The 18,335-nt window shown below is 60.2% G+C and carries 20 protein-coding genes; 1 reads left to right on the top strand and 19 read right to left on the bottom strand.

The features are described 5' to 3' along the window. Positions 1–37 precede the first annotated feature (37 nt). Positions 38–2,158 carry a 1,4-alpha-glucan branching protein GlgB gene (gene glgB / locus HMPREF2943_RS05160; protein WP_070710987.1) on the top strand — a complete coding sequence of 707 codons (2,121 nt, stop codon included), beginning with the start codon at positions 38–40 and terminating at the stop codon, positions 2,156–2,158. Positions 2,159–2,307: 149 nt separating this feature from the next. Here the strand turns inward: glgB and HMPREF2943_RS05155 are convergent, their stop codons facing one another. The 19 genes from HMPREF2943_RS05155 to prmC all read right to left on the bottom strand — a co-directional run bounded on the left by HMPREF2943_RS05155 (position 2,308) and on the right by prmC (position 18,334). Further along, the gene (locus HMPREF2943_RS05155; RefSeq protein ID WP_070710986.1) at positions 2,308–2,706 is read right to left on the bottom strand and encodes an arsenate-mycothiol transferase ArsC; all 399 of its coding nucleotides are present in this window, start codon (positions 2,704–2,706) and stop codon (positions 2,308–2,310) included. A 49-nt stretch (positions 2,707–2,755) separates the two neighbouring features. Further along, positions 2,756–4,333 (bottom strand): peptide ABC transporter substrate-binding protein, encoded by a 1,578-nt coding sequence (locus HMPREF2943_RS05150; protein WP_070710985.1) that lies wholly within the window; start codon positions 4,331–4,333, stop codon positions 2,756–2,758. A 204-nt stretch (positions 4,334–4,537) separates the two neighbouring features. Then, a complete protein-coding gene (locus tag HMPREF2943_RS05145) occupies positions 4,538–5,461 on the bottom strand; it encodes a tetratricopeptide repeat protein (protein WP_070710984.1) in 924 nt (307 codons plus the stop codon). Further along, positions 5,458–5,766 (bottom strand): MTH1187 family thiamine-binding protein, encoded by a 309-nt coding sequence (locus HMPREF2943_RS05140; RefSeq protein ID WP_070443826.1) that lies wholly within the window; start codon positions 5,764–5,766, stop codon positions 5,458–5,460. The genes HMPREF2943_RS05145 and HMPREF2943_RS05140 overlap by 4 nt, the downstream gene beginning before the upstream one ends. 10 nt (positions 5,767–5,776) lie before the next feature. Further along, positions 5,777–6,061 (bottom strand): hypothetical protein, encoded by a 285-nt coding sequence (locus HMPREF2943_RS12630; protein ID WP_083276401.1) that lies wholly within the window; start codon positions 6,059–6,061, stop codon positions 5,777–5,779. After that, the gene (gene nucS / locus HMPREF2943_RS05135) at positions 6,061–6,753 is read right to left on the bottom strand and encodes an endonuclease NucS (RefSeq protein ID WP_070710983.1); all 693 of its coding nucleotides are present in this window, start codon (positions 6,751–6,753) and stop codon (positions 6,061–6,063) included. Before nucS ends, HMPREF2943_RS12630 begins: the two co-directional genes overlap by 1 nt. A gap of 23 nt (positions 6,754–6,776) precedes the next feature. After that, positions 6,777–7,262, bottom strand: coding sequence for a DUF2550 domain-containing protein (locus tag HMPREF2943_RS05130; protein ID WP_070645973.1), 486 nt, complete (start codon positions 7,260–7,262; stop codon positions 6,777–6,779). A 186-nt stretch (positions 7,263–7,448) separates the two neighbouring features. Further along, a complete protein-coding gene (locus tag HMPREF2943_RS05125) occupies positions 7,449–7,817 on the bottom strand; it encodes a F0F1 ATP synthase subunit epsilon (protein WP_070443818.1) in 369 nt (122 codons plus the stop codon). A 10-nt stretch (positions 7,818–7,827) separates the two neighbouring features. Beyond that, positions 7,828–9,276, bottom strand: a complete 1,449-nt coding sequence (gene atpD / locus HMPREF2943_RS05120) for a F0F1 ATP synthase subunit beta (RefSeq protein WP_010187062.1) — start codon at positions 9,274–9,276, stop codon at positions 7,828–7,830. Positions 9,277–9,279: 3 nt separating this feature from the next. After that, positions 9,280–10,263: a F0F1 ATP synthase subunit gamma gene (locus tag HMPREF2943_RS05115; RefSeq protein WP_070525185.1), complete on the bottom strand. Its 984-nt coding sequence runs from the start codon at positions 10,261–10,263 to the stop codon at positions 9,280–9,282. A 56-nt stretch (positions 10,264–10,319) separates the two neighbouring features. Continuing rightward, positions 10,320–11,960, bottom strand: coding sequence for a F0F1 ATP synthase subunit alpha (gene atpA / locus HMPREF2943_RS05110; protein WP_070443812.1), 1,641 nt, complete (start codon positions 11,958–11,960; stop codon positions 10,320–10,322). A 60-nt stretch (positions 11,961–12,020) separates the two neighbouring features. After that, positions 12,021–12,836, bottom strand: a complete 816-nt coding sequence (locus tag HMPREF2943_RS05105) for a F0F1 ATP synthase subunit delta (protein ID WP_070443809.1) — start codon at positions 12,834–12,836, stop codon at positions 12,021–12,023. A 6-nt stretch (positions 12,837–12,842) separates the two neighbouring features. Further along, positions 12,843–13,415, bottom strand: a complete 573-nt coding sequence (locus tag HMPREF2943_RS05100; protein ID WP_070645975.1) for a F0F1 ATP synthase subunit B — start codon at positions 13,413–13,415, stop codon at positions 12,843–12,845. A gap of 45 nt (positions 13,416–13,460) precedes the next feature. Continuing rightward, positions 13,461–13,703, bottom strand: coding sequence for an ATP synthase F0 subunit C (locus tag HMPREF2943_RS05095; protein ID WP_010187073.1), 243 nt, complete (start codon positions 13,701–13,703; stop codon positions 13,461–13,463). A gap of 98 nt (positions 13,704–13,801) precedes the next feature. Next, complete coding sequence (atpB, locus tag HMPREF2943_RS05090; RefSeq protein ID WP_070645977.1) at positions 13,802–14,614, bottom strand: F0F1 ATP synthase subunit A; 813 nt, start codon at positions 14,612–14,614, stop codon at positions 13,802–13,804. A 445-nt stretch (positions 14,615–15,059) separates the two neighbouring features. Next, a complete protein-coding gene (locus tag HMPREF2943_RS05085) occupies positions 15,060–15,494 on the bottom strand; it encodes a Cg1360 family ATP-synthase-associated protein (RefSeq protein WP_070710982.1) in 435 nt (144 codons plus the stop codon). Between the two features lie 16 nt (positions 15,495–15,510). Further along, entirely contained in the window at positions 15,511–16,686 is a 1,176-nt protein-coding gene (locus HMPREF2943_RS05080; RefSeq protein WP_070443800.1) for an MraY family glycosyltransferase, read from the bottom strand. Positions 16,687–16,696: 10 nt separating this feature from the next. Beyond that, the gene (locus HMPREF2943_RS05075) at positions 16,697–17,374 is read right to left on the bottom strand and encodes an L-threonylcarbamoyladenylate synthase (RefSeq protein WP_070443797.1); all 678 of its coding nucleotides are present in this window, start codon (positions 17,372–17,374) and stop codon (positions 16,697–16,699) included. A 54-nt stretch (positions 17,375–17,428) separates the two neighbouring features. Continuing rightward, positions 17,429–18,334, bottom strand: a complete 906-nt coding sequence (gene prmC / locus HMPREF2943_RS05070; RefSeq protein WP_070710981.1) for a peptide chain release factor N(5)-glutamine methyltransferase — start codon at positions 18,332–18,334, stop codon at positions 17,429–17,431. Position 18,335 lies beyond the last annotated feature (1 nt).

The raw sequence follows: 18,335 nt of genomic DNA, 5'->3' as shown, positions 1-18,335 counted from the left end.
GCCCCGCGAGCGGGCGTTGTTCGGTAATTTGGTCAGTATGAACATCCCGGCCTCAGACCTCGAACGCCTTAACCACTGCCGCCACCACGCGCCCCATGATTTCTATGGGTGGCACGACGGTACCGTCCGCACTCGCCGCCCCGGTGCCGAAGCCGTCGAGCTCGTCACCGCAACCGACACGATTGCTATGCGCGCGGTTGAGGATGATATCTGGGAGGCCCCGCTCGCCGAAGAAGCAGACTACCGCCTGCGCATCACCTACCCGGGCCAGCCCGCCATCGAAGTAGCGGACGGCTACCACTTCCTGCCCACCCTGGGCACCCTGGATCAACACCTCATCGGTGAGGGCCGCCACGAGCGCCTGTGGGAAGTACTGGGAGCAAACCTCAAGAGCTATACCACCGACATGGGCGTAGTCGAAGGCACGGCGTTTGCCGTATGGGCACCCAACGCGGAGGGTGTGGCCGTGGTCGGTGACTTCTGCGGCTGGAACCCAACCCAATACCCCATGCGATGCCTCGGTTCCACGGGCATTTGGGAGGTCTTCATCCCCGGAGTGGGCGAAGGCGAGCGCTATAAGTTTGCCGTCCACGGCAAGAACTCCCCGCGCATTGACAAGGCCGATCCCCTGGCCAAGCGCACCATTGCCCCGCCGGAAACCGCCTCCGTGGTGGCTCGCTCCAGCTTCGAATGGAGCGATGAGGAGTGGATGAACAACCGCAACGGCGACCTCAACGTCCCTATGAGTGTCTATGAGCTCCACGTCGGCTCGTGGAAGGTAGGCGCCAACTACAACAGCCTGCGTGAGGAGCTCATCCCCTATTTGGTGGAGCACGGCTTTACTCACGTGGAATTTCTGCCCGTGGCCGAGCACCCCTTCGGCGGTTCCTGGGGCTACCAGGTCTCCGGCTACTACGCACCTACCGCGCGCTGGGGCACCCCGGACGAGCTGCGCGCGCTCATCAACGATTTGCACGAGGCCGGCATCGGCGTCTTCGTCGACTGGGTACCAGCTCACTTCCCCAAGGATGAGTGGGCGCTGGGCCGGTTTGATGGCCAGGCACTCTACGAGCACCCGGATCCGCGCCGCGGCGAGCAGGCTGACTGGGGAACTTATGTCTTCGACTTCGGTCGCAACGAGGTGCGCAACTTCCTCGTGGCCAATGCTCTCTACTGGGCCGAGGAGTTCCACATCGACGGCCTGCGTGTCGACGCCGTGGCATCCATGCTCTACCTCGACTACTCCCGCGAAGAGTGGCTGCCCAATATCTACGGCGGCCGCGAGAACCTCGAGGCCGTCCAGTTCCTTCAGGAGACCAACGCCACCCTGAACCGCACCCACCCGGGCGTGCTGACCATCGCCGAAGAATCCACCTCCTGGCCAGGCGTGACCGCTCCGACGCATGAAGGCGGTTTGGGCTTTAGCCTGAAGTGGAACATGGGCTGGATGAACGACACCCTGGAGTACTTCAAGCACGAGCCGATTCACCGCCGGTACCACCACGGTGAGCTCACCTTCTCCATGGTCTACGCCTACTCGGAGCGCTATGTGCTGCCGTTTAGCCACGACGAAGTTGTGCACGGCAAGGGCTCCCTGTGGGAGCGCATGCCGGGCGATGACTGGAATAAGGCCGCGGGCCTGCGCGCTCTGTATGGCTACATGTTCTCCCACCCGGGCAAGCAGCTGATGTTCATGGGCCAGGAGTTTGGCCAGACCACCGAATGGGCCGAAGGCCACTCCGTGGATTGGTCCAACTTGGAGGGCTGGGGCAACGAGTGGCACCACGGCATCAAGCGCCTAGTGCGCGACCTCAACGCGGTGTACATGCAGCACCCGGCACTCTGGACACAGGACTTTACCCAGGACGGCTTCCAGTGGGTCAAGGCTGATGACTCGAACAACAACATGCTCGGCTACGTGCGCTACGGAAAGGATGGCTCCGCAGTGTTGGCGGTGTGCAACCTCTCCGGCAGCTCGGTGCCAAACTATGACCTCTGGGTGCCGCGCGACGGCGAATGGGAGCTAGTCATCAACACCGACGACGCCGTCTACCAGGGTGCTGGCAACGACCTTGCCCACCGCGTGCGCTCCGAAGGCAACCACGTACAGCTGCACCTGCCGGCCAACTCGGTGCAGTGGTACGCCTTCCGTGGCTAAGCTGCGCGGCCTAGCGCCGAGCCTGGCTCGGCGCGTGCTCACGCTCGTCGCAAGCAAGGCCTGAGAGACACAACTGCCCCAGTTGCCAAAGTTCTGGCCAGATCTTGAATCTCGGCGGGGAACTTTGGCAACTCGGGCAGTTTTAGTTTTCAGTCCTGCGCGTGAACATCAAGGAAAGCTCGTACGCGAGCATCGATGTCATCGCGAAGCGCATCCATTCGCTCATCTCCCTCTAGGCCGCGTACGGACGGGTCCTCGATCTCCCAACGCTCAGCCACTCCGTCATAGTCGGCATCACCGACGATGATGACGTGGTCGACCGACGATGCGAGGTCGGAATCAATCAAGGTCGGCGTACCTGCCGTGTCGGCGCCGACCTTTGCCAGAGAGGCCTGCGCCTCAGCATTAACGCCCTGCGCACGATGCTGTTCAGTGGTCTTTACTCCTGCAGAATGAATCTCCCAATCGGGCGCATGCTTCTTAGCTAGGGCAGCCGCCATCTGAGACTTGCCGCGGTTGGTATTGCAAAGAAATAGTACGGAGGTCATGCCACCCTACTGTAATCGTGTTGCGGTGTGCCAGTAGGAGACCAGAGCGCTAGTTCTTCTTCACCGCGTAATACACCGGCAGGGACTTCCAGTTGAAGGTCACGTCCTGGACGTTCTCCGACCACCCGCCGACCACGTTCGGGTAGAACAGCGGGATCGAAGGAAGGTCACGCAGCAGAAGCTCTTGCGCCTGGTTGTAGAGCTTCGCGGCTTCCTCCTCATTTGCGGCGCCGTTGGCCTTCACGATCAGCTCATCGAATTCCGGGTTGGAGTACTTCGAGTCGTTGGAAGCTACACCCGTGGTGAAGTTTGGCCCGAGGAAGTTGCCCATGGAGGGATAGTCGGCGAACCACGCCGTGCGGTAGGCACCGTCCATACGCTCGCTGCGGTAGGCATCGCGGAAGGACTTGAAGTCCGGGTAGGGGTTCCCCACGGCTTGAATTCCCAGCGTGTTGCTGATGTTGTTGGCTACGGCATCGGCCCAATCTTTGTTGTCGCCGTCGGTGTTGTAGTTAATGGGGAACGAGCCTTCAAAAGCACCGTACTTCTTATCGGCCTCCGCCCAGAGCTTCTTCGCCTCCTCCGGGTTATAGTCCAGGTTCTCCGAACCGGGCAGGCTGTCGTTGTAGCCATTCAGGACCGGGGAGGTGAACTCGCGGGCCGGTGTGCGGGTGCCGTGGAAGATGGTCTCCGCGATTTCCTCGCGGTTGATAGCCATCGAGATTGCCTTGCGGCGCAGCGCGCCTTCTTCCCCACTAAAGTGCGGGGTCTCCATGTGGATGGACATCTCCAGGTAGGTGGCAGCAGGCTTGGTTTCTTGGCGGTCCCCCAAGTCCTGTTCATAGCTTCCGAAGGCAGAGGACGGGATGGCTTCGAGGACATCGAGGTTATTCGCCAACAGGTCCATGTAGGCCGCGCTGGAATCAGCGTAGAAGGTGAACTCGATGCCGTCGTTCTGCGCGGCACGGTCACCCTTGTACTCTGGGTTCGGCTCGATGATCAGGTTCTGGTTGTGATTCCATTCCTTGATCTTGTAGGGACCGTTCGACACTGGGGATTCGCCAAAGCCCTGCGGGTCCTCCAGTGCGGCTGCGGGGACTGGGAAGTAAGCGTTGTAGCCCAAGCGGCTCGGAAAGTCGCTCTCCGGCTGGGTGAGCTCGATAGTGAAGGTGCGCTCATCGATGACCTTAAGGCCCTCCATCTCCTTGACGCCTTCCCCGTAGCCCTTGATGGAGGAGAAAAAGCTCTCGTTGAGCTGTTCGTTGGCCACCGCGTAATTCCACGTATCGACGAAGGTATCCGCAGTTACGGCAGAACCGTCGGAAAATTTCAGGTCGGGCTTGAGCGTGACCTTGTAGGTCTTCTCCCCTTCCTTGTCGATGGACTCCGCCATCTCGTTGTGCACGTTACCCTCGGCGTCGTAGTACACCAACCCGGAATACAGCATGTCGACGATGCGTCCGCCGCCGTTCTCATTCGTCATTGCGGGGATCAGGCCCTGCTGCGGCTCGGTGCCCAGAACTCGGACATAGTTGGAACCACCGGCGCTATCGGAGCTATCGCTTCCGCAGGCGGTCAGGGTAAAAGCAAGAGAGGCGGCGCCGATGACGCCGAGGAGCTTGCGCATGAGAGTCCTCCTGAAAGAGTCGACCAATTATTGTGTTACATAACACTAGAACGAATTTAACATGAGGTGCTTCACATAATTGCTTGAACACAAAAAGAACCTCAGGAGAGGACTCATCTGAGCCATCCTGAGGGTTCAGCCCGCGATCGTCCGGAAAGGCCGCTCTAAGGCCCAGCACAAGCTGGGCCTATTACGACGCCCTCCTTAGTACAACGCGCTGGCCAGCTTCGTGCGCGCGGCCAGCACGCGCGGATCGCCGGAATCAAAGAGCCCAAAGAGCTCCAGCAGACGGGCCTTGAGCTGCTCCTTCTCATCCCCGGCGGTGCGCTTCATTGTTTCGATGAGGCGGTCGAAGGCGCGATCGGGAGCACCGGCAACCACCTCGGCGTCGGCGGCATCGAGCTGCTTGGACACATCCTCCGGGGCAGCATCCGCCGCGGCGATAGGATCCTCGCTGCGGTTCGCTGGGTCCAATCGCTTGAGCAGCAGCGTGGTATCGCGCGCCTGCTTAATTTCCGCGTTATCTGGCTCGGCGGCCAGGATCTCCTCATAGGTAGCGATGGCAGCGTCGAAATCGCCGCGGTTGAGTGCGTCCTCAGCCAGGCTCAGGCGCGGATCCGCTGCTTCTTCCTCGGGGGTCTCCCCCGCCACATCTTGGTCAGGCAAGCCCTTGAGCTGGGGGCCGAGCTTGTCGACGATCGCCGCAACCCACTGCTCCAAGTTCTCACGTGGCTGCCCGCCCTCGAAATTGGTGACCGGCTGGCCTGCAGCGATGGCGACAGTGGTCGGCAGATTCTGCACGCCGAAGACCTGCGCCACCTGGGGAACGACATCGGCATTGATGTAGCCCACGATGAACTTCAGGCCACCGGCGGCCGCCATCTCCTCGAAGTCCTTCTTGAGCTGCTCGGAGGCAGGCGAGCGCGGCGAGCCGATCAAGGCGATAACAGGTACCTCGGCAGAGCGGCGCACCAGGTCATTCTCAAAGTTCTGCTCGGTGACCTCGAAGAAGGGCTGCACACCTGCCGAGGCACCAGTAGTGCCCTGTTCCTGTGCTTTCGCCTTGGCCTCCGCCTGCTGCTTGATGGCGCCCAGGTCGAGGGCTCCTCCTACGTACGGTCCAGTCACTTGTTCTCCTCCAGGTAACGGTTAACGGAATCTACTTTTTGGGTTATCTGCCCGCTCACGCCTTCGCGGATATCGGCCTTAATCACCAAGCTCGTGCGCGGCGACACGGCGCGTACGGCATCGGTGGCCTCCTTGATGACCGCGAAGACCTCGTCCCACTCACCTTCAATGATGGTGAACATGGAGTTGGTCTCATTAGGCAGGCCGGAGGCCCGGACAACACGCACGGCTTCGGCCACGGCCTCGGACATTTCAGCGCTTTCATCACCCACAACAGTGGGGGCTACGGAAAAGGCAACAATCATGCCCGCTATCCTACCGCCGGTCCCAGCAGTGCCGGTGCCAGTGGCGGCGGTCCTCACCGCGCCCACCGGTATCCCGTGGCCACGCCACGATATGCGCCACCCCGGGAGGGATGTTCTGATTGCACCCCGGGCACACGTAATACTTCTGCGCGGCGGCACTGCCAACGTGCCTCATGACGAAGGGCTCCCCATTAGTCCAGCGCGGCCCAGGTACAGTCTGCGATCCGAGGAAAGCACTTCCATCGCGGGGCAATGAACGCGGCTCTTCGCGGATTCTACGATTGCGGCGTGGCACTAGAACAACCGCAGCTCGTTGGATTCGATGCCGCGCAGTTCCTGGTAATCCAGGACGACGCAACGGATGCCGCGGTCCTCCGCCAAGGTCCGTGCTTGGGGCTTGATTTCCTGCGCGGCGAAGACGCCATGCACGGGTGCTAGCAGGTCATCGCGATTCAGCAACTCGAGGTAGCGCGAAAGCTGCTCGACTCCATCAATGCCCCCGCGGCGCTTGACCTCAACGGCGACAAACTCGTTCTTGGCATTCTTGGCCATGATGTCCACCGGCCCGATAGCCGTGGGGTACTCGCGACGCACTAGCGAGTACTTCTCTCCCAACGTTTCAATATGCTCGGCCAAGAGCTCCTGCAGGTGCGCTTCCACGCCATCCTTGACTAGGCCGGGATCTTCACCCAGCTCCATAGTGATGTCCTGGTGGATCTCAGCAATGGTGATGCGTAGCTGCTCACCCTTCGGGTTCTCTACCAGCCACAGCTTTTCTCCTATGTCTTCGCCATCGATATCCTCAATCGCCGACTCTTCAAAGGTGCATGGTGGTGTCATCCAGTTCAAAGGCTTGTAGGCGCGGTCATCCGCATGGATGGACACCGAACCATCGGCCTTGATAAGGATGAGCCGATCCGCCATCGGAAGGTGGGCGTCGAGGCGGCCGACGTAGTCTACGGAGCATTGGGCGATGACAAGACGCATGTCCTCTACCCTATCGTTGAGCGCTACTTCTTAGGTAAACGGGTAGCTCGCTGGCGCATCTGGTGATAGTCCAACTTTTCTTGGCGCTTCGAAGGGGCTGATTCGACCCACGCATTCAGGGCCATGATGCCCTGCGCATCCGAGGCAATCTCATAGTCCCTACCATCGATGCGAAGCTGGATGATTTGGTGATCCGAGGGCATAAAAGAAGCCTCGTCACCATCCATCGGGCGAGTCTTGCCCAATTCGATGTCGAGGCGATTGAAGCGCTTGTTGGCGCGCGGCATGACGGAGCGGAGCTTGAAGTAGTCCATATACTCGCCGTCATAGCGCACGAGACCATGACGCCAAGAATGAGAGTCCTTCGACGGTAGTTGGCGCAAAAGGATGCTCGTGCCGCGGGAGCGCACGGTGAAAAAGCGCACCGCCGCTAGGATGAGGAAAACCAGAACGACCAGTGCACACAGACCTAAAAGAATTGTTAGCCCCTGAAGCACCTGAGAATTCATGGAATGATGTCCTTCACAGCGAGTACGAAACGATGGATTGATTGTACCGCCGTTGACGGAAGCAACGCTAGTCCTTACCCAAGAACACGAAAGAACCCCACCCCCTCTTATCGAGGTTGTGGGGTTCCTAAGTGAGAGTGGGAAGGGCGGTCATTGCTGCCCGTCGTTTCCCTCTCCGCTCATCCGTTAGCTGTTGAGGCGGCGGGCGGCGCGCAACGCGGCGTCGCCACGAGACCTCGTCAGCTCGCGCTCAGACTTCAGGTCTTCCTGTGCCTGTGCTTCATCGACCTCAGAGGCCCAGATGGACCAATCAGCGAGGACGGTGATCTTGTTCTCGGACACGGAGAGGAAGCCACCCTGGACGGCAGCGACGAGACGATCGCCGTCCACCGGGTGGATGGTCACAACACCATTGTCGATCAACTGACCAACCATGGGCTCATGTCCAGGAAGCACGCCGATCTCACCCTCGGTGGTCTCAGCCGTCACCATGGTGGCCTTTCCGGTCCACAGCAGGCGCTCAACCGAAACCAATTCGGCGGTGATGTCAGCCATGTGCCTCTCCCTACTTCTTCTCGGTCAGCTTCTTGTACGCAGCCTCGACGTCGTCCAAGCCACCCAGGCCGTTGAAAGCCTGCTCCGGGTAGTGGTCGAATTCGCCGTTGCAGATGCGCTCGAAAGCGTCGATGGTATCGGCCAGCGGCACGTAGGAACCCGGCAGGCCGGTGAACTTCTCTGCGACGAAGAAGTTCTGGCCCAAGAAGCGCTCGATACGACGAGCACGCTGAACGGTGATCTTGTCTTCCTCAGACAGCTCGTCCATACCAAGGATGGCGATGATGTCCTGGAGCTCCTTGTTCTTCTGCAGAATACCGATGACACGCTGTGCCACCTCGTAGTGGCGCTCGCCCACGATGGACGGCTCCAGAATACGAGAGGTAGAGGTCAGCGGGTTCACTGCCGGGTAAATACCCTTCGAAGCAATACCACGGTCCAACTCGGTAGTGGCATCGAGGTGGGCGAAGGTGGTCGCCGGAGCCGGGTCGGTGTAGTCATCGGCCGGCACGTACACGGCCTGCAGGGAGGTAATGGACTTACCCTTGGTAGAGGTAATACGCTCCTGCAGCACACCCATCTCATCAGCCAGAGTCGGCTGGTAACCCACGGCGGAAGGCATGCGGCCCAGCAGGGTCGAGACCTCAGAACCGGCCTGGGTGAAACGGAAGATGTTGTCGATGAACAGCAGCACGTCCTGGTTCTGCACATCGCGGAAGTACTCCGCCATGGTCAGGCCGGACAGAGCCACGCGCATACGGACTCCTGGCGGCTCATCCATCTGGCCGAAGACAAGCGCGGTGTCCTGGAGAACGCCCATCTCTTCCATCTCGAGGAAGAGGTCGGTGCCCTCACGGGTGCGCTCGCCGACGCCGGCGAAGACGGAGGTACCGGAGAACTCGCGTGCGATACGAGTAATCATCTCCTGGATAAGAACGGTCTTACCCACACCTGCACCACCGAACAGGCCGATCTTGCCGCCCTTGACGTACGGGGTCAGCAGGTCGATGACCTTAATGCCGGTCTCCAGGATCTCGGTCTTACCTTCCAGCTGGTCGAATGCCGGCGGCTCGCGGTGGATACCCCACTGCTCGCCGTCGCGGCCCAGACCCGGCTGGTCAAGGCAGTCACCGAGGGCGTTGAAGACGTGGCCCTTGACCACATCGCCCACCGGGACGGAAATCGGCTTGCCGGTGTCGGTCACTGCGGCACCGCGGACAAGGCCGTCGGTCGGAGCCATGGACACGGCACGGACGAGGTTGTCACCGAGGTGCTGAGCGACCTCAAGGGTGACGGTCTTTGCAACAGCCTCGAGGGTCACCTCGACGGTCAGTGCGTTGTACAGTGCCGGCAGCCCGCCACGCGGAAACTCCACGTCGACGACCGGACCGATGACACGCACCACACGGCCGGCGGTAGCCGACGACTGTGTGTTCTGCTCTTGCAGAGCTGTAGTCATAATCTAGTCACTTTCTGCGCTTTCGGCGAGCGCCCCAGCGCCACCGACGATCTCTGTGATTTCTTGGGTAATCTGCGCCTGACGAGCCTGGTTGGCCACGCGCGAGAGGTCCTTGACCAGCTCGGTAGCGTTGTCGGTTGCAGACTTCATTGCGGTACGGCGTGCGGCGGACTCGGAGGCCGAGGACTCCAAGAACATCGCAAACAGGAGGCGAGAAACGTACTGCGGAAGCAGCGCTTCCATCAGGGTGTCCGCATCCGGCTCGAAGTCGTAATCAGGAGTGATCTGATTATTCGGCTCGGCGTCGGAAAGCGCGGACTCACCCAGGTTGTAGTCCTCTTCCTCGATAACCGGTACCACCGGCAGCAGCTGCTGCACACGCGCGGTCTGGGTCAGCATGGACTCGAACTCGGTGTACACAACGTGTACTTGGTCGAAACCGCGAACGGTCTCGCCCTCCAGGTGGATACCCTCACGGGTCTTGGCCTGGCCATTCGAACCGGCGACGAAGCCGTCGATAATGTGGCGGCGCACATCGTGCGTCTTTTCCCAGGTCGGATCCTGCGAGAATCCAGTCCAGCTGCCAGCGACCTCGGCCTCACGGAACTTGTAGAAGCCAACGCCCTTATTACCGGTGACGTAGCGGACGGTCTCGAAACCCTCGCTCTTCAGCAGGGCTTCCAGCTCGGCCGCCTTCTTGAAGATGTTGTTGTTGTAGCCACCGCACATACCGCGGTCAGAAGAGACCACGAGAATGGCGGCTACCTTGGCATCTTCGCGTTCCCGGAGCATCGGATGATCCAGGGACGTGTGCGCCGCCAGCTTGTTGAGCACGCTGGACAGTTCACGTGCATAAGGCTGTGCCGCTTCTACCCTGGCCTGAGCCTTGGTAATGCGCGAGGTAGCAATGAGCTCCTGTGCCTTGGTGATCTTCTTGGTGGAATTGACGGACCGGATACGGTCACGCAGTTCACGAAGATTAGCCATGGTGTTCGCTCCTCCCTTCTTTTTCTAGACGGTTAATTCTTAGAGCGTGCGAAACTCTATTTGGCCGTCTTGCGGGAGACGTTGAGCTCGGTCTTGTTCACGTCATCCGCGGCGAGCGGGTCAACCGGCGCCTCGGTGCCGAGGTTGTGGCCCTCGGTGGTGCGGAAGGACGGAGTGAAGTCCTTAGCTGCTGCAACAAGTGCATCCTTGGACTCGTCGGTCAGAGCGGTGCCGCCCTGGATCTGCTCGAACACCTGCGGGGTTGCAGAGTTGAGGTGATCGTGCAGCTCCTTCTCGAAGCGGCGTACGTCCTCGACGGGAACGACGTCGAAGATGCCCTGGTCTGCGAGGAAGATGGATACCATCTGGTACTCGACAGGCTGCGGGGAGGACTCGGCCTGCTTGAGCAGCTCGACGAGGCGCTCACCGCGCTCCAGCTGAGCCTTGGAGGCCGGATCCAGGTCGGATGCGAAGGCCGCGAAGGCCTGCAGGTCACGGTAGGCAGCCAGCTCAAGACGCAGGTTACCGGCAACCTTCTTCATACCCTTGGTCTGTGCAGCACCACCAACACGGGAGACGGACACACCGACGTTAATTGCCGGACGGACGCCCTGGTTGAACAGGTCGGACTCCAGGAAGACCTGGCCGTCGGTAATAGAAATAACGTTGGTCGGAATGAAGGCGGAGACGTCGTTCGCCTTGGTCTCAATGATCGGCAGTGCGGTCATGGAACCTGCACCCATGTCGTCGGAGAGCTTTGCAGCACGCTCCAGCAGACGGGAGTGGAGGTAGAAGACGTCGCCCGGGTAAGCCTCGCGGCCCGGCGGACGGCGCAGCAGAAGGGAAATCGCACGGTAGGCCTCAGCCTGCTTGGTCAGATCATCGTAAATGATCAGGACGTGGTTGCCCTGGTACATCCAGTGCTGACCCAGAGCGGCACCGGAGAACGGTGCCAGCCACTTGAAGCCGGCGGCGTCGGATGCCGGAGCAGCCACGATGGTGGTGTACTCCAGAGCGCCGTGCTGCTCCAGGGTGTGGCGCACACCAGCGATGGTGGAGCCCTTCTGGCCGATGGCGACGTAGATGCAGCGAACCTGCTTGTTCTTGTCGCCAGATTCCCAGTTAGCCTTCTGGTTCAGGATGGTGTCGATACAGACAGCCGTCTTACCCGTCTTACGGTCACCAATGATCAACTGACGCTGACCGCGACCAATCGGGGTCATCGCGTCAATAGCCTTGATGCCGGTCTGCATCGGCTCTTCCACCGGCTGACGCTGCAGCACGGACGGTGCCTGCAGCTCGAGGACGCGGTCCTCTTCAGCGGTGATCGGGCCCATGCCGTCAATCGGCTGGCCCAGGGGGTTAATTACGCGGCCGAGGAATTCCTCGCCCACAGGGATGGAGAGAACCTCGCCGGTCCTCTTGACCTCGTCGCCTTCTTTCAGCGACTCGAAGTTGCCCAGGACCACGACACCGATGGAGTTGGTGTCAAGGTTCTGTGCGACGCCAATCACGCCGCCCGGGAACTCGAGCAGCTCATTCGCCATGACGGACGGCAGGCCCGAAACCTGCGCAATACCGTCAGCTGCCGAAATGACCACGCCGACCTCCTCACGGGAGGCCTCCGCGGAGTAGCTCGAGGTGTAGTTCGCAATCGCGCTACGGATCTCGTCGGAGGAGATCGTCAGCTCCGCCATGTTCTTCCTGCTCTCGGTAGTATCTTCCAGCAATTACTTAATCGTTTCTGTCGTTTCGGCTTATGCCATCTGCGCGCGAAGGCGGGCGATCTTGCCTGCCGTCGAGCCATCGATGACTTCATCGCCGACGCGGATGGTCATACCACCGAGGAGGCTGGTGTCAACCTCAGAGTGGATGGACATCGCACGACCATAAATTTTGCCCAGCTTTTCAGCGAGTGCTGCCCGCTGGCTATCGTTCAGCTCACCCGCAGTGGTCACGCGCGCGATGGTACGGCCCTGCAGCTTGGCTGCGGTGTCCGCCAAACCGGCGAGATCATCAATCGGGTTCTGCTCCGGGCGGCCAATGGCCTGCAGCGCGAGCGCCTCAGTAACCATCGTGACCTTGCCGTAGAGCACGCTTGCCAGCAGCCCGACCTTACGATCGGACGTAGCAGTACGGTCTGAAAGCAGCTGGGTCAGTTCGCCTTCTCGGTCAAGCACGCGCGACAGGGAGAAGAGCTCGTCTTCTACCTGGCCCAGCTTGCCCTCAAACTCAGCGCCACGCAGCAGTGCGCGGCGGCCGAGGATGATGAGGCCACGGGCGATATCACGCGGGCTCGACCACTGTGCGGCGGCGGCCTCCTGCAGCACCTGGAGTGCTACCGGGGTGACCTTCCCGCCGAAAAGGGTCTGGACCAGGGACTTGCGCTCCTCTGCGGTGGCGGCGTCGTCGGTCAGAGCGACGCGCAGTTCGCGGTCGCCGTCGAGGACGCGGACTACCTCGAAGAGGTCCTGGCCTGCCTGGGTAGCAGTCGCTACCGAGCGGTCGCTGGAGAGGAACTCATCCAGCTTGGACTCAGTGGTAGCGAGTGCTTCGCGGCTAGCTGCCTTCATCGTTGCCTACTTTCCGGCCGGTGCCACAGTGTCGAGCTCGGACAGGAAGTTATCAATCGTGGAGGACTGCTTGGTGGCGTCCGAAAGTTCGCCGCCGAGCAGCTTCTCTGCCAGGTTGATGGAGTTCTGCCCGATGTCGGAACGCAGCTCAGACACGACCTGTGCACGGGAAGCTTCAAGCTGCTTCTCGCCGGCGGTCAGGATGCGACGAGACTCTTCCTCTGCAGCTTCCTTAGCCTCTGCCTCGATCAGCTTGCCGCGCTCACGCGCCTGCTCACGAATCTCCGCAGCCTCTGCTCGAGCGTCAGCGAGCTGAGCATTGTACTTTTCCAGGGCGGCCTTTGCTTCGGCCTGCTGAGCCTCCGCACGCTTAAGGCCACCTTCGATCCGGTCTTCACGCTCCTGCAGCATCTTGTTGTATGCCGGAAGAACGAGCTTCCAGAACACAAGCAGGATGATGGCGAACGGAATGAGGGACCAGACCAAGTCGTACATCTTGGGCAGAAGGATGGAGTTACCGCTCTCCAGCGGCAGGTGCTCACTTCCCTCTGCTGCAAGGTAGTAAATGACGTTGTTCATGGGGCTCCGTTCTTAAAGTTCGATTTACTTTGTGTAAAGCGCTCTTTAGAACAGGAAGCCTGCAACGAGGCCAATCAGGGCGAGGGCCTCAACGAAGGCGATACCCAGGAACATGGTGGTACGCAGCTGACCAGCCATCTCCGGCTGGCGAGCCATGCCCTCGACGGTCTTGCCGACGAGGATACCGATGCCCAGACCCGGGCCGATGGTTGCGATGCCGTAGCCGATAGCACCGAGACCCTTGAGGGTGGACTCGTCAGCGGCCTGAGCAAGAATGATTTCGTTCATGATGAAAGTCGTTCCCTTTCAATGTTTTCCCACGGATTTGTCCGCGGGGGATGTGGTGGTTTTGGGGTATTTAGTTAACCGCGAGGTTCGCGTTGTTGTTAGTGCGAATCTGCATGCAGCGATAGTTCGATGTATACCGCCGTCAGCAGGGCAAAGATATATGCCTGCAGGAAAATGACGATAATTTCGTAAATCGTGAACAGAACCGCTGCGACCAGCGTCAGGCCACTCATGGCAGTCCAGCCGTTGAACTGGAAGAAGAAGAAGTTCGTTGCCGAGTACAACAGGACCAAAATGAGGTGGCCAGCCAGGAAGTTCGCCATCAGACGAAGAGCCAGCGTGACTGGACGCATGACAAACGTAGAGAAAGCCTCAATCGGCACAACAAGCACGTGCAGCAACGGCGGCAGGTTAGGAATAACCACCGAAGACTTGATGAACTTGCCGAAGCCAAAGCGCTTAGCACCGGCGTAGATCATGGCGATGTACGCGACGGCTGCCAGCACGATTGGCATACCAATACGAGCGTTCGGAGAGATGTTTAGAGCTGGAACAATAGTTGCTACGTTCCAGAACAAAACACCGAAGAAGATCGTGGCCAAGATCGGAAGGAATCGACGTCCTTCCTTACGGCCCAAGATGTCTTCTGCGATGTGAATTCGTACGAAGTCAATCGCATGCTCCGCTACGTTTTGCAATCCTTTAGGAACCAGCTTCGGGTTCCTAAAGGCGACAACAAAAAGGAGCACCAGAATGGCCGCCATGAACAGGCGAACCAGCATGATGCGATCCAAAGCGAACCAACCGTTGGCGAAATCGGCGAACAAGAGATCGACGACTTCACCATCATCGGTTACGTGCCCCGGGAAAAATTCTGGATCCAGTTCGGGTGCGTGAAACTCACCCTTCATGGCCAATGTCGTAACGCTCAGCGTTCTCTCCCGTGTTCGGGCCACACAGCTTGTCGAAGGCTATGTGGTGCGATGGACGTCTCAAGCTCTTTGCCCTGTCCACGGACTCCGTCGCACATCAGCGTAAACAGGGCAAGGATAAACCGTACTTTTTCGGGATAGCATGACGCTAACCCGCGGTAACCCGAAGAGAATGCTATCAGTTCGCCCTCAAGTTTTCGCACGTGGGGGCACCGTTGCGGACCTAAAGCCACAGCCCAGCACCAGAAAGCCTCATAAAAGGCCCGCATTCTGCCAAAACCCTGCTGAGTGTATTTGGTCACATACCCACGTTTTCCCACCTTGACGGGGGTAATGAGCAGGTTGAAAGACGTGTCTTACTACACAAAAAGCCACCCTCCCGGGGTCACCGGAAGCAGTGGCCTGTGATGAAGATCGAGGCACGCTAGGACACGTAGGTCACGTTGGAAGTAATCACACCCCAGACCTCGGTTCCCAGCGTCACCGCCAGCGCTAGCAACACAGTCACAAACAGCGCCATCGTGTCATAGAAGTCCAAGTCCTTAATCAGCAACAGCACCATGATGAGGATGACCACCTTGAGCAACCAGCCGCCGAGAACCACAGCCATCGTGGTCGAGGGAGTAGTCCGTGCGGTAAGGAGCACCGAAGCTGCGGTAAAGAGCACGAAGCCGCCTCCGATAGCAGCGCCGACGAGCACTCCCCAGATGCCGGGCAACCCACGAACGCCACCCCAGAGGGCCAGGGATGCGATGGTCACTACGACGAGGCCAATGGCTCCGAGGCGCAGGGCGCGCTTGAGGGGACGACGATGATCGTCATAGGGCGATAGCTCTTCGGAAGTCGTTGAATCAGTCACAGCCCCATACCCTACCTCAGGAGGGATCCGTTTCCAGCACCACGCTAGTCGAGCGCGGCCGGCGTCCAATCTTGCCCTGGCGCAGCGGAATCAAGGTCACGCCAAAGGCTACGAGGAGCGCAAAAACAGCGAGCACCACCGCGACAGGGGCTGGAACGATGGAGAAGGAAACCGCCCCGAAAGCCACCGCGGAGACCCACAAGTAGAGCACCAGAACGGTGCGGCGGTGCGTATGCCCCAGCGACAGCAGCCGGTGGTGGATATGCGCCTTATCGGCAGCGAAGGGCGAGCGCCCCTGCGAAACACGCCGAATGACCGCCCAGACAAGGTCTAGGACTGGAATAAAGACCGCAGCAACAACGACGATGACGGGTGACATCAGCGCCACGATGTCCACGGTGCCGTAGAGGGACATGTTGATCTTGCCGGATGCTGAGGTCGACGCCGCGGCGAGCAACAAACCAATCAGCATCGCTCCACTATCCCCCATGAAAATGCGGGAGGGCTCAAAATTATGCGGAAGGAATCCGGCACACACACCAACGAGTGCCGCCGCGATAATCGCCGGCGGATAGGCCGATACGGTACCGCCTTGGTCATGCAGAACAGTCAAGGAGAAGACCAGGATGGCCCCGCCGGCAATCATGCCCAGCCCAGCCGCCAAGCCGTCGAGGCCGTCGACGAAGTTGATGGCATTAATGAGCAGTACGGTAAAGAATGTGGTCAAGAGTGTTCCCTGGACCTGGTCCAGAATGACCGTGGTTCCATCACCAAAAGGCAGAAAGAGAAGCGTCCAGGTCAAGCCCAATCCGCTCATAATGGCTGCGGCAACGAGCTGCCCGATGAGTTTGACCAAAGCACTCAGTTCCAACAGGTCATCCACCACACCGACAACCACGATGGCGGCAGCGGACCAGAGCACAGCGTTCATCTCTGGCGTGACGGGCATAAACCCGCGAGTCAAGGCTGGAAGCTGGCCGGCGAGGTACACGGCGGCGGCAAACCCCGTAAACATCGCCACTCCGCCAAGCTGCGGGGTGGGCTGGGAGTGACTATCGCGCAGACGGATCTCCGCCACCTGGCCACTGCGCACCAGAAAGGTGCGCACCAGTCCGGTGGTGAGGTAGGTAAACGCCGCGGCGACGAAGATCACCAACGCCAGCTCACGCAGCGGCACTCCGGTTCCAGCCACTGATGTCTCCTTAAGAGGATTGGGAGCCCGGGCGTGTACGCAGGGACTCTGCAGACACTCCGATGACCTCGCCGATCTGCTCGGCGCTCAAAGCACCTTCGCGCAGCAGATACGGGTGTGAGCCGGACAGATCAATGATGGTGGAGGGCTTGCCCACCTCAGCTTCTCCCCCGTCGAGGTAGACCGTGACGGCCTTACCCAGCTGCTGCTTGGCAGCAATCGCAGTGGTCGGCGGAGTCTGTCCAGAGATATTCGCTGAGGACACCGCCATCGGGCCGACCTCGCGGAGGAGCTCGATTGCAATGGGGTGCAGGGGCATGCGCAGCATCACCGTGCCGCGGGTATCGCCCAGGTTCCACGGAAGCGAAGGCGCTTGCGGGACCACGATGGACAAACCACCCGGCCAGAAGGCCTCGATAAGCGTTTGTGCGGTGTCATCCAAAGTGGCGACAAGGCCTTTTACGGTGTCCCAGGATCCCACGAGCACCGGCACCGGCATGTCGGGGCCGCGGTGCTTGGTGGCCAGCAGGCTCGCAACGGCGTCATTATCGAAGGCGTCGCAGCCCAACCCGTAGAGCGTATCGGTGGGCATGACGACGAGCCGCCCTGACTTGGCAGCCTTGACGGCAAGGGCCATTCCTTCTTCGCGTTCTGCCGCGTCCGCACAGTTATAAATCTGTCCCTGCATTGGTCTCTCCTTTAATTCCGTTCCTATCGGCTTGTCGACCAATCTTCGACCAATCTACTGTACTCCCCGTTCGGCCGTGACAAAGCGGGCGGTGCCAGTCAGATCCTTAAGTACCTCGATGTGCGTGAACCCGCCATCCGCACGCAGGGCTTCTTGCACCTGTTCAGACGTGTCATCATCGTGTTCAATGCCCACCTTTCCGCCGGGGCGAAGCAGTGCGGCGATGGTCGGAATCATCGCTGTGATGGTCTCCATGCCGTCTGCTCCCCCAAACACCGCCTCGTGGGGGTCTTGGTAGACCTCCGGATCCAGGTCCGGGGTCTCGGGGACATAGGGCGGGTTGGTCAGCACGAGGTCGACGGTGCCGTGCAGCTCCGAAAGCACATATGGATCCGTCACGTCGCCCTGGATCAGCTGCACATCACGGTCATGACGTGCAACGTTGCGGCGGGTGTAGGCCAAGGCGGCGTCGGCAAGCTCCACTGCCCACACCTCGGCCTGCGGCACGTAGTGGGCGACGTACAACGCCAGTGCACCGGATCCGGCGCACAAATCCACGACGCGGGGAGGGTGCGCGTTAGTCTTCGTCTCCCATGAGTTAAGTTTCTTCGTCTCCCACGAGTTAAGTTTCTTCAGAAACTTAACTCCCCAGTCGGCGAGCACCTCCGTCTCTGGGCGCGGGATGAACACACCGGGGCCGACCTCGAGTTCGAGGGGGCCAAACCACGCCGCTCCTAGGATGTGCTGGAGGGGCTCGCGCGCTTCACGACGCCCCACCAACGCCCCATATGCCACGTCAAAGCCGGGGATCGGAGCCTCGTTGAGCGGGATATCCATGTGGCCGCAGTGAATGAGGTGGGCAGCCAACAGGCGCGCATCCCACTCGGGTGAGGGTACCCCGGCAGCGCGAAGGCGCTCCGTGGCATCACGAAGCGCCTCCTTATAGGTGTGAAAAGTCACC

The organism is Corynebacterium sp. HMSC072D12, from assembly GCF_001813925.1.
GTDB lineage: Bacteria > Actinomycetota > Actinomycetes > Mycobacteriales > Mycobacteriaceae > Corynebacterium > Corynebacterium aurimucosum.
The sequence above is the reverse complement of the archived record's forward strand: the minus strand, read 5'-3'. Positions and strand labels throughout refer to the sequence as shown.

What these genes read in the sequence shown, in the direction of transcription:
- glgB (WP_070710987.1), top strand. Translation starts at nt 38, where the DNA reads ATGAACATCCCGGCCTCAGACCTCGAACGCCTTAACCACTGCCGCCAC.
- HMPREF2943_RS05155 (WP_070710986.1), bottom strand. Translation starts at nt 2,706, where the DNA reads ATGACCTCCGTACTATTTCTTTGCAATACCAACCGCGGCAAGTCTCAG.
- HMPREF2943_RS05130 (WP_070645973.1), bottom strand. Translation starts at nt 7,262, where the DNA reads ATGAATTCTCAGGTGCTTCAGGGGCTAACAATTCTTTTAGGTCTGTGT.
- atpD (WP_010187062.1), bottom strand. Translation starts at nt 9,276, where the DNA reads ATGACTACAGCTCTGCAAGAGCAGAACACACAGTCGTCGGCTACCGCC.
- HMPREF2943_RS05150 (WP_070710985.1), bottom strand. Translation starts at nt 4,333, where the DNA reads ATGCGCAAGCTCCTCGGCGTCATCGGCGCCGCCTCTCTTGCTTTTACC.
- nucS (WP_070710983.1), bottom strand. Translation starts at nt 6,753, where the DNA reads ATGCGTCTTGTCATCGCCCAATGCTCCGTAGACTACGTCGGCCGCCTC.
- HMPREF2943_RS05075 (WP_070443797.1), bottom strand. Translation starts at nt 17,374, where the DNA reads ATGCAGGGACAGATTTATAACTGTGCGGACGCGGCAGAACGCGAAGAA.
- HMPREF2943_RS05140 (WP_070443826.1), bottom strand. Translation starts at nt 5,766, where the DNA reads ATGATTGTTGCCTTTTCCGTAGCCCCCACTGTTGTGGGTGATGAAAGC.
- HMPREF2943_RS05125 (WP_070443818.1), bottom strand. Translation starts at nt 7,817, where the DNA reads ATGGCTGACATCACCGCCGAATTGGTTTCGGTTGAGCGCCTGCTGTGG.
- atpA (WP_070443812.1), bottom strand. Translation starts at nt 11,960, where the DNA reads ATGGCGGAGCTGACGATCTCCTCCGACGAGATCCGTAGCGCGATTGCG.
- HMPREF2943_RS05105 (WP_070443809.1), bottom strand. Translation starts at nt 12,836, where the DNA reads ATGAAGGCAGCTAGCCGCGAAGCACTCGCTACCACTGAGTCCAAGCTG.
- HMPREF2943_RS05095 (WP_010187073.1), bottom strand. Translation starts at nt 13,703, where the DNA reads ATGAACGAAATCATTCTTGCTCAGGCCGCTGACGAGTCCACCCTCAAG.
- HMPREF2943_RS05100 (WP_070645975.1), bottom strand. Translation starts at nt 13,415, where the DNA reads ATGAACAACGTCATTTACTACCTTGCAGCAGAGGGAAGTGAGCACCTG.
- HMPREF2943_RS05115 (WP_070525185.1), bottom strand. Translation starts at nt 10,263, where the DNA reads ATGGCTAATCTTCGTGAACTGCGTGACCGTATCCGGTCCGTCAATTCC.
- atpB (WP_070645977.1), bottom strand. Translation starts at nt 14,614, where the DNA reads ATGAAGGGTGAGTTTCACGCACCCGAACTGGATCCAGAATTTTTCCCG.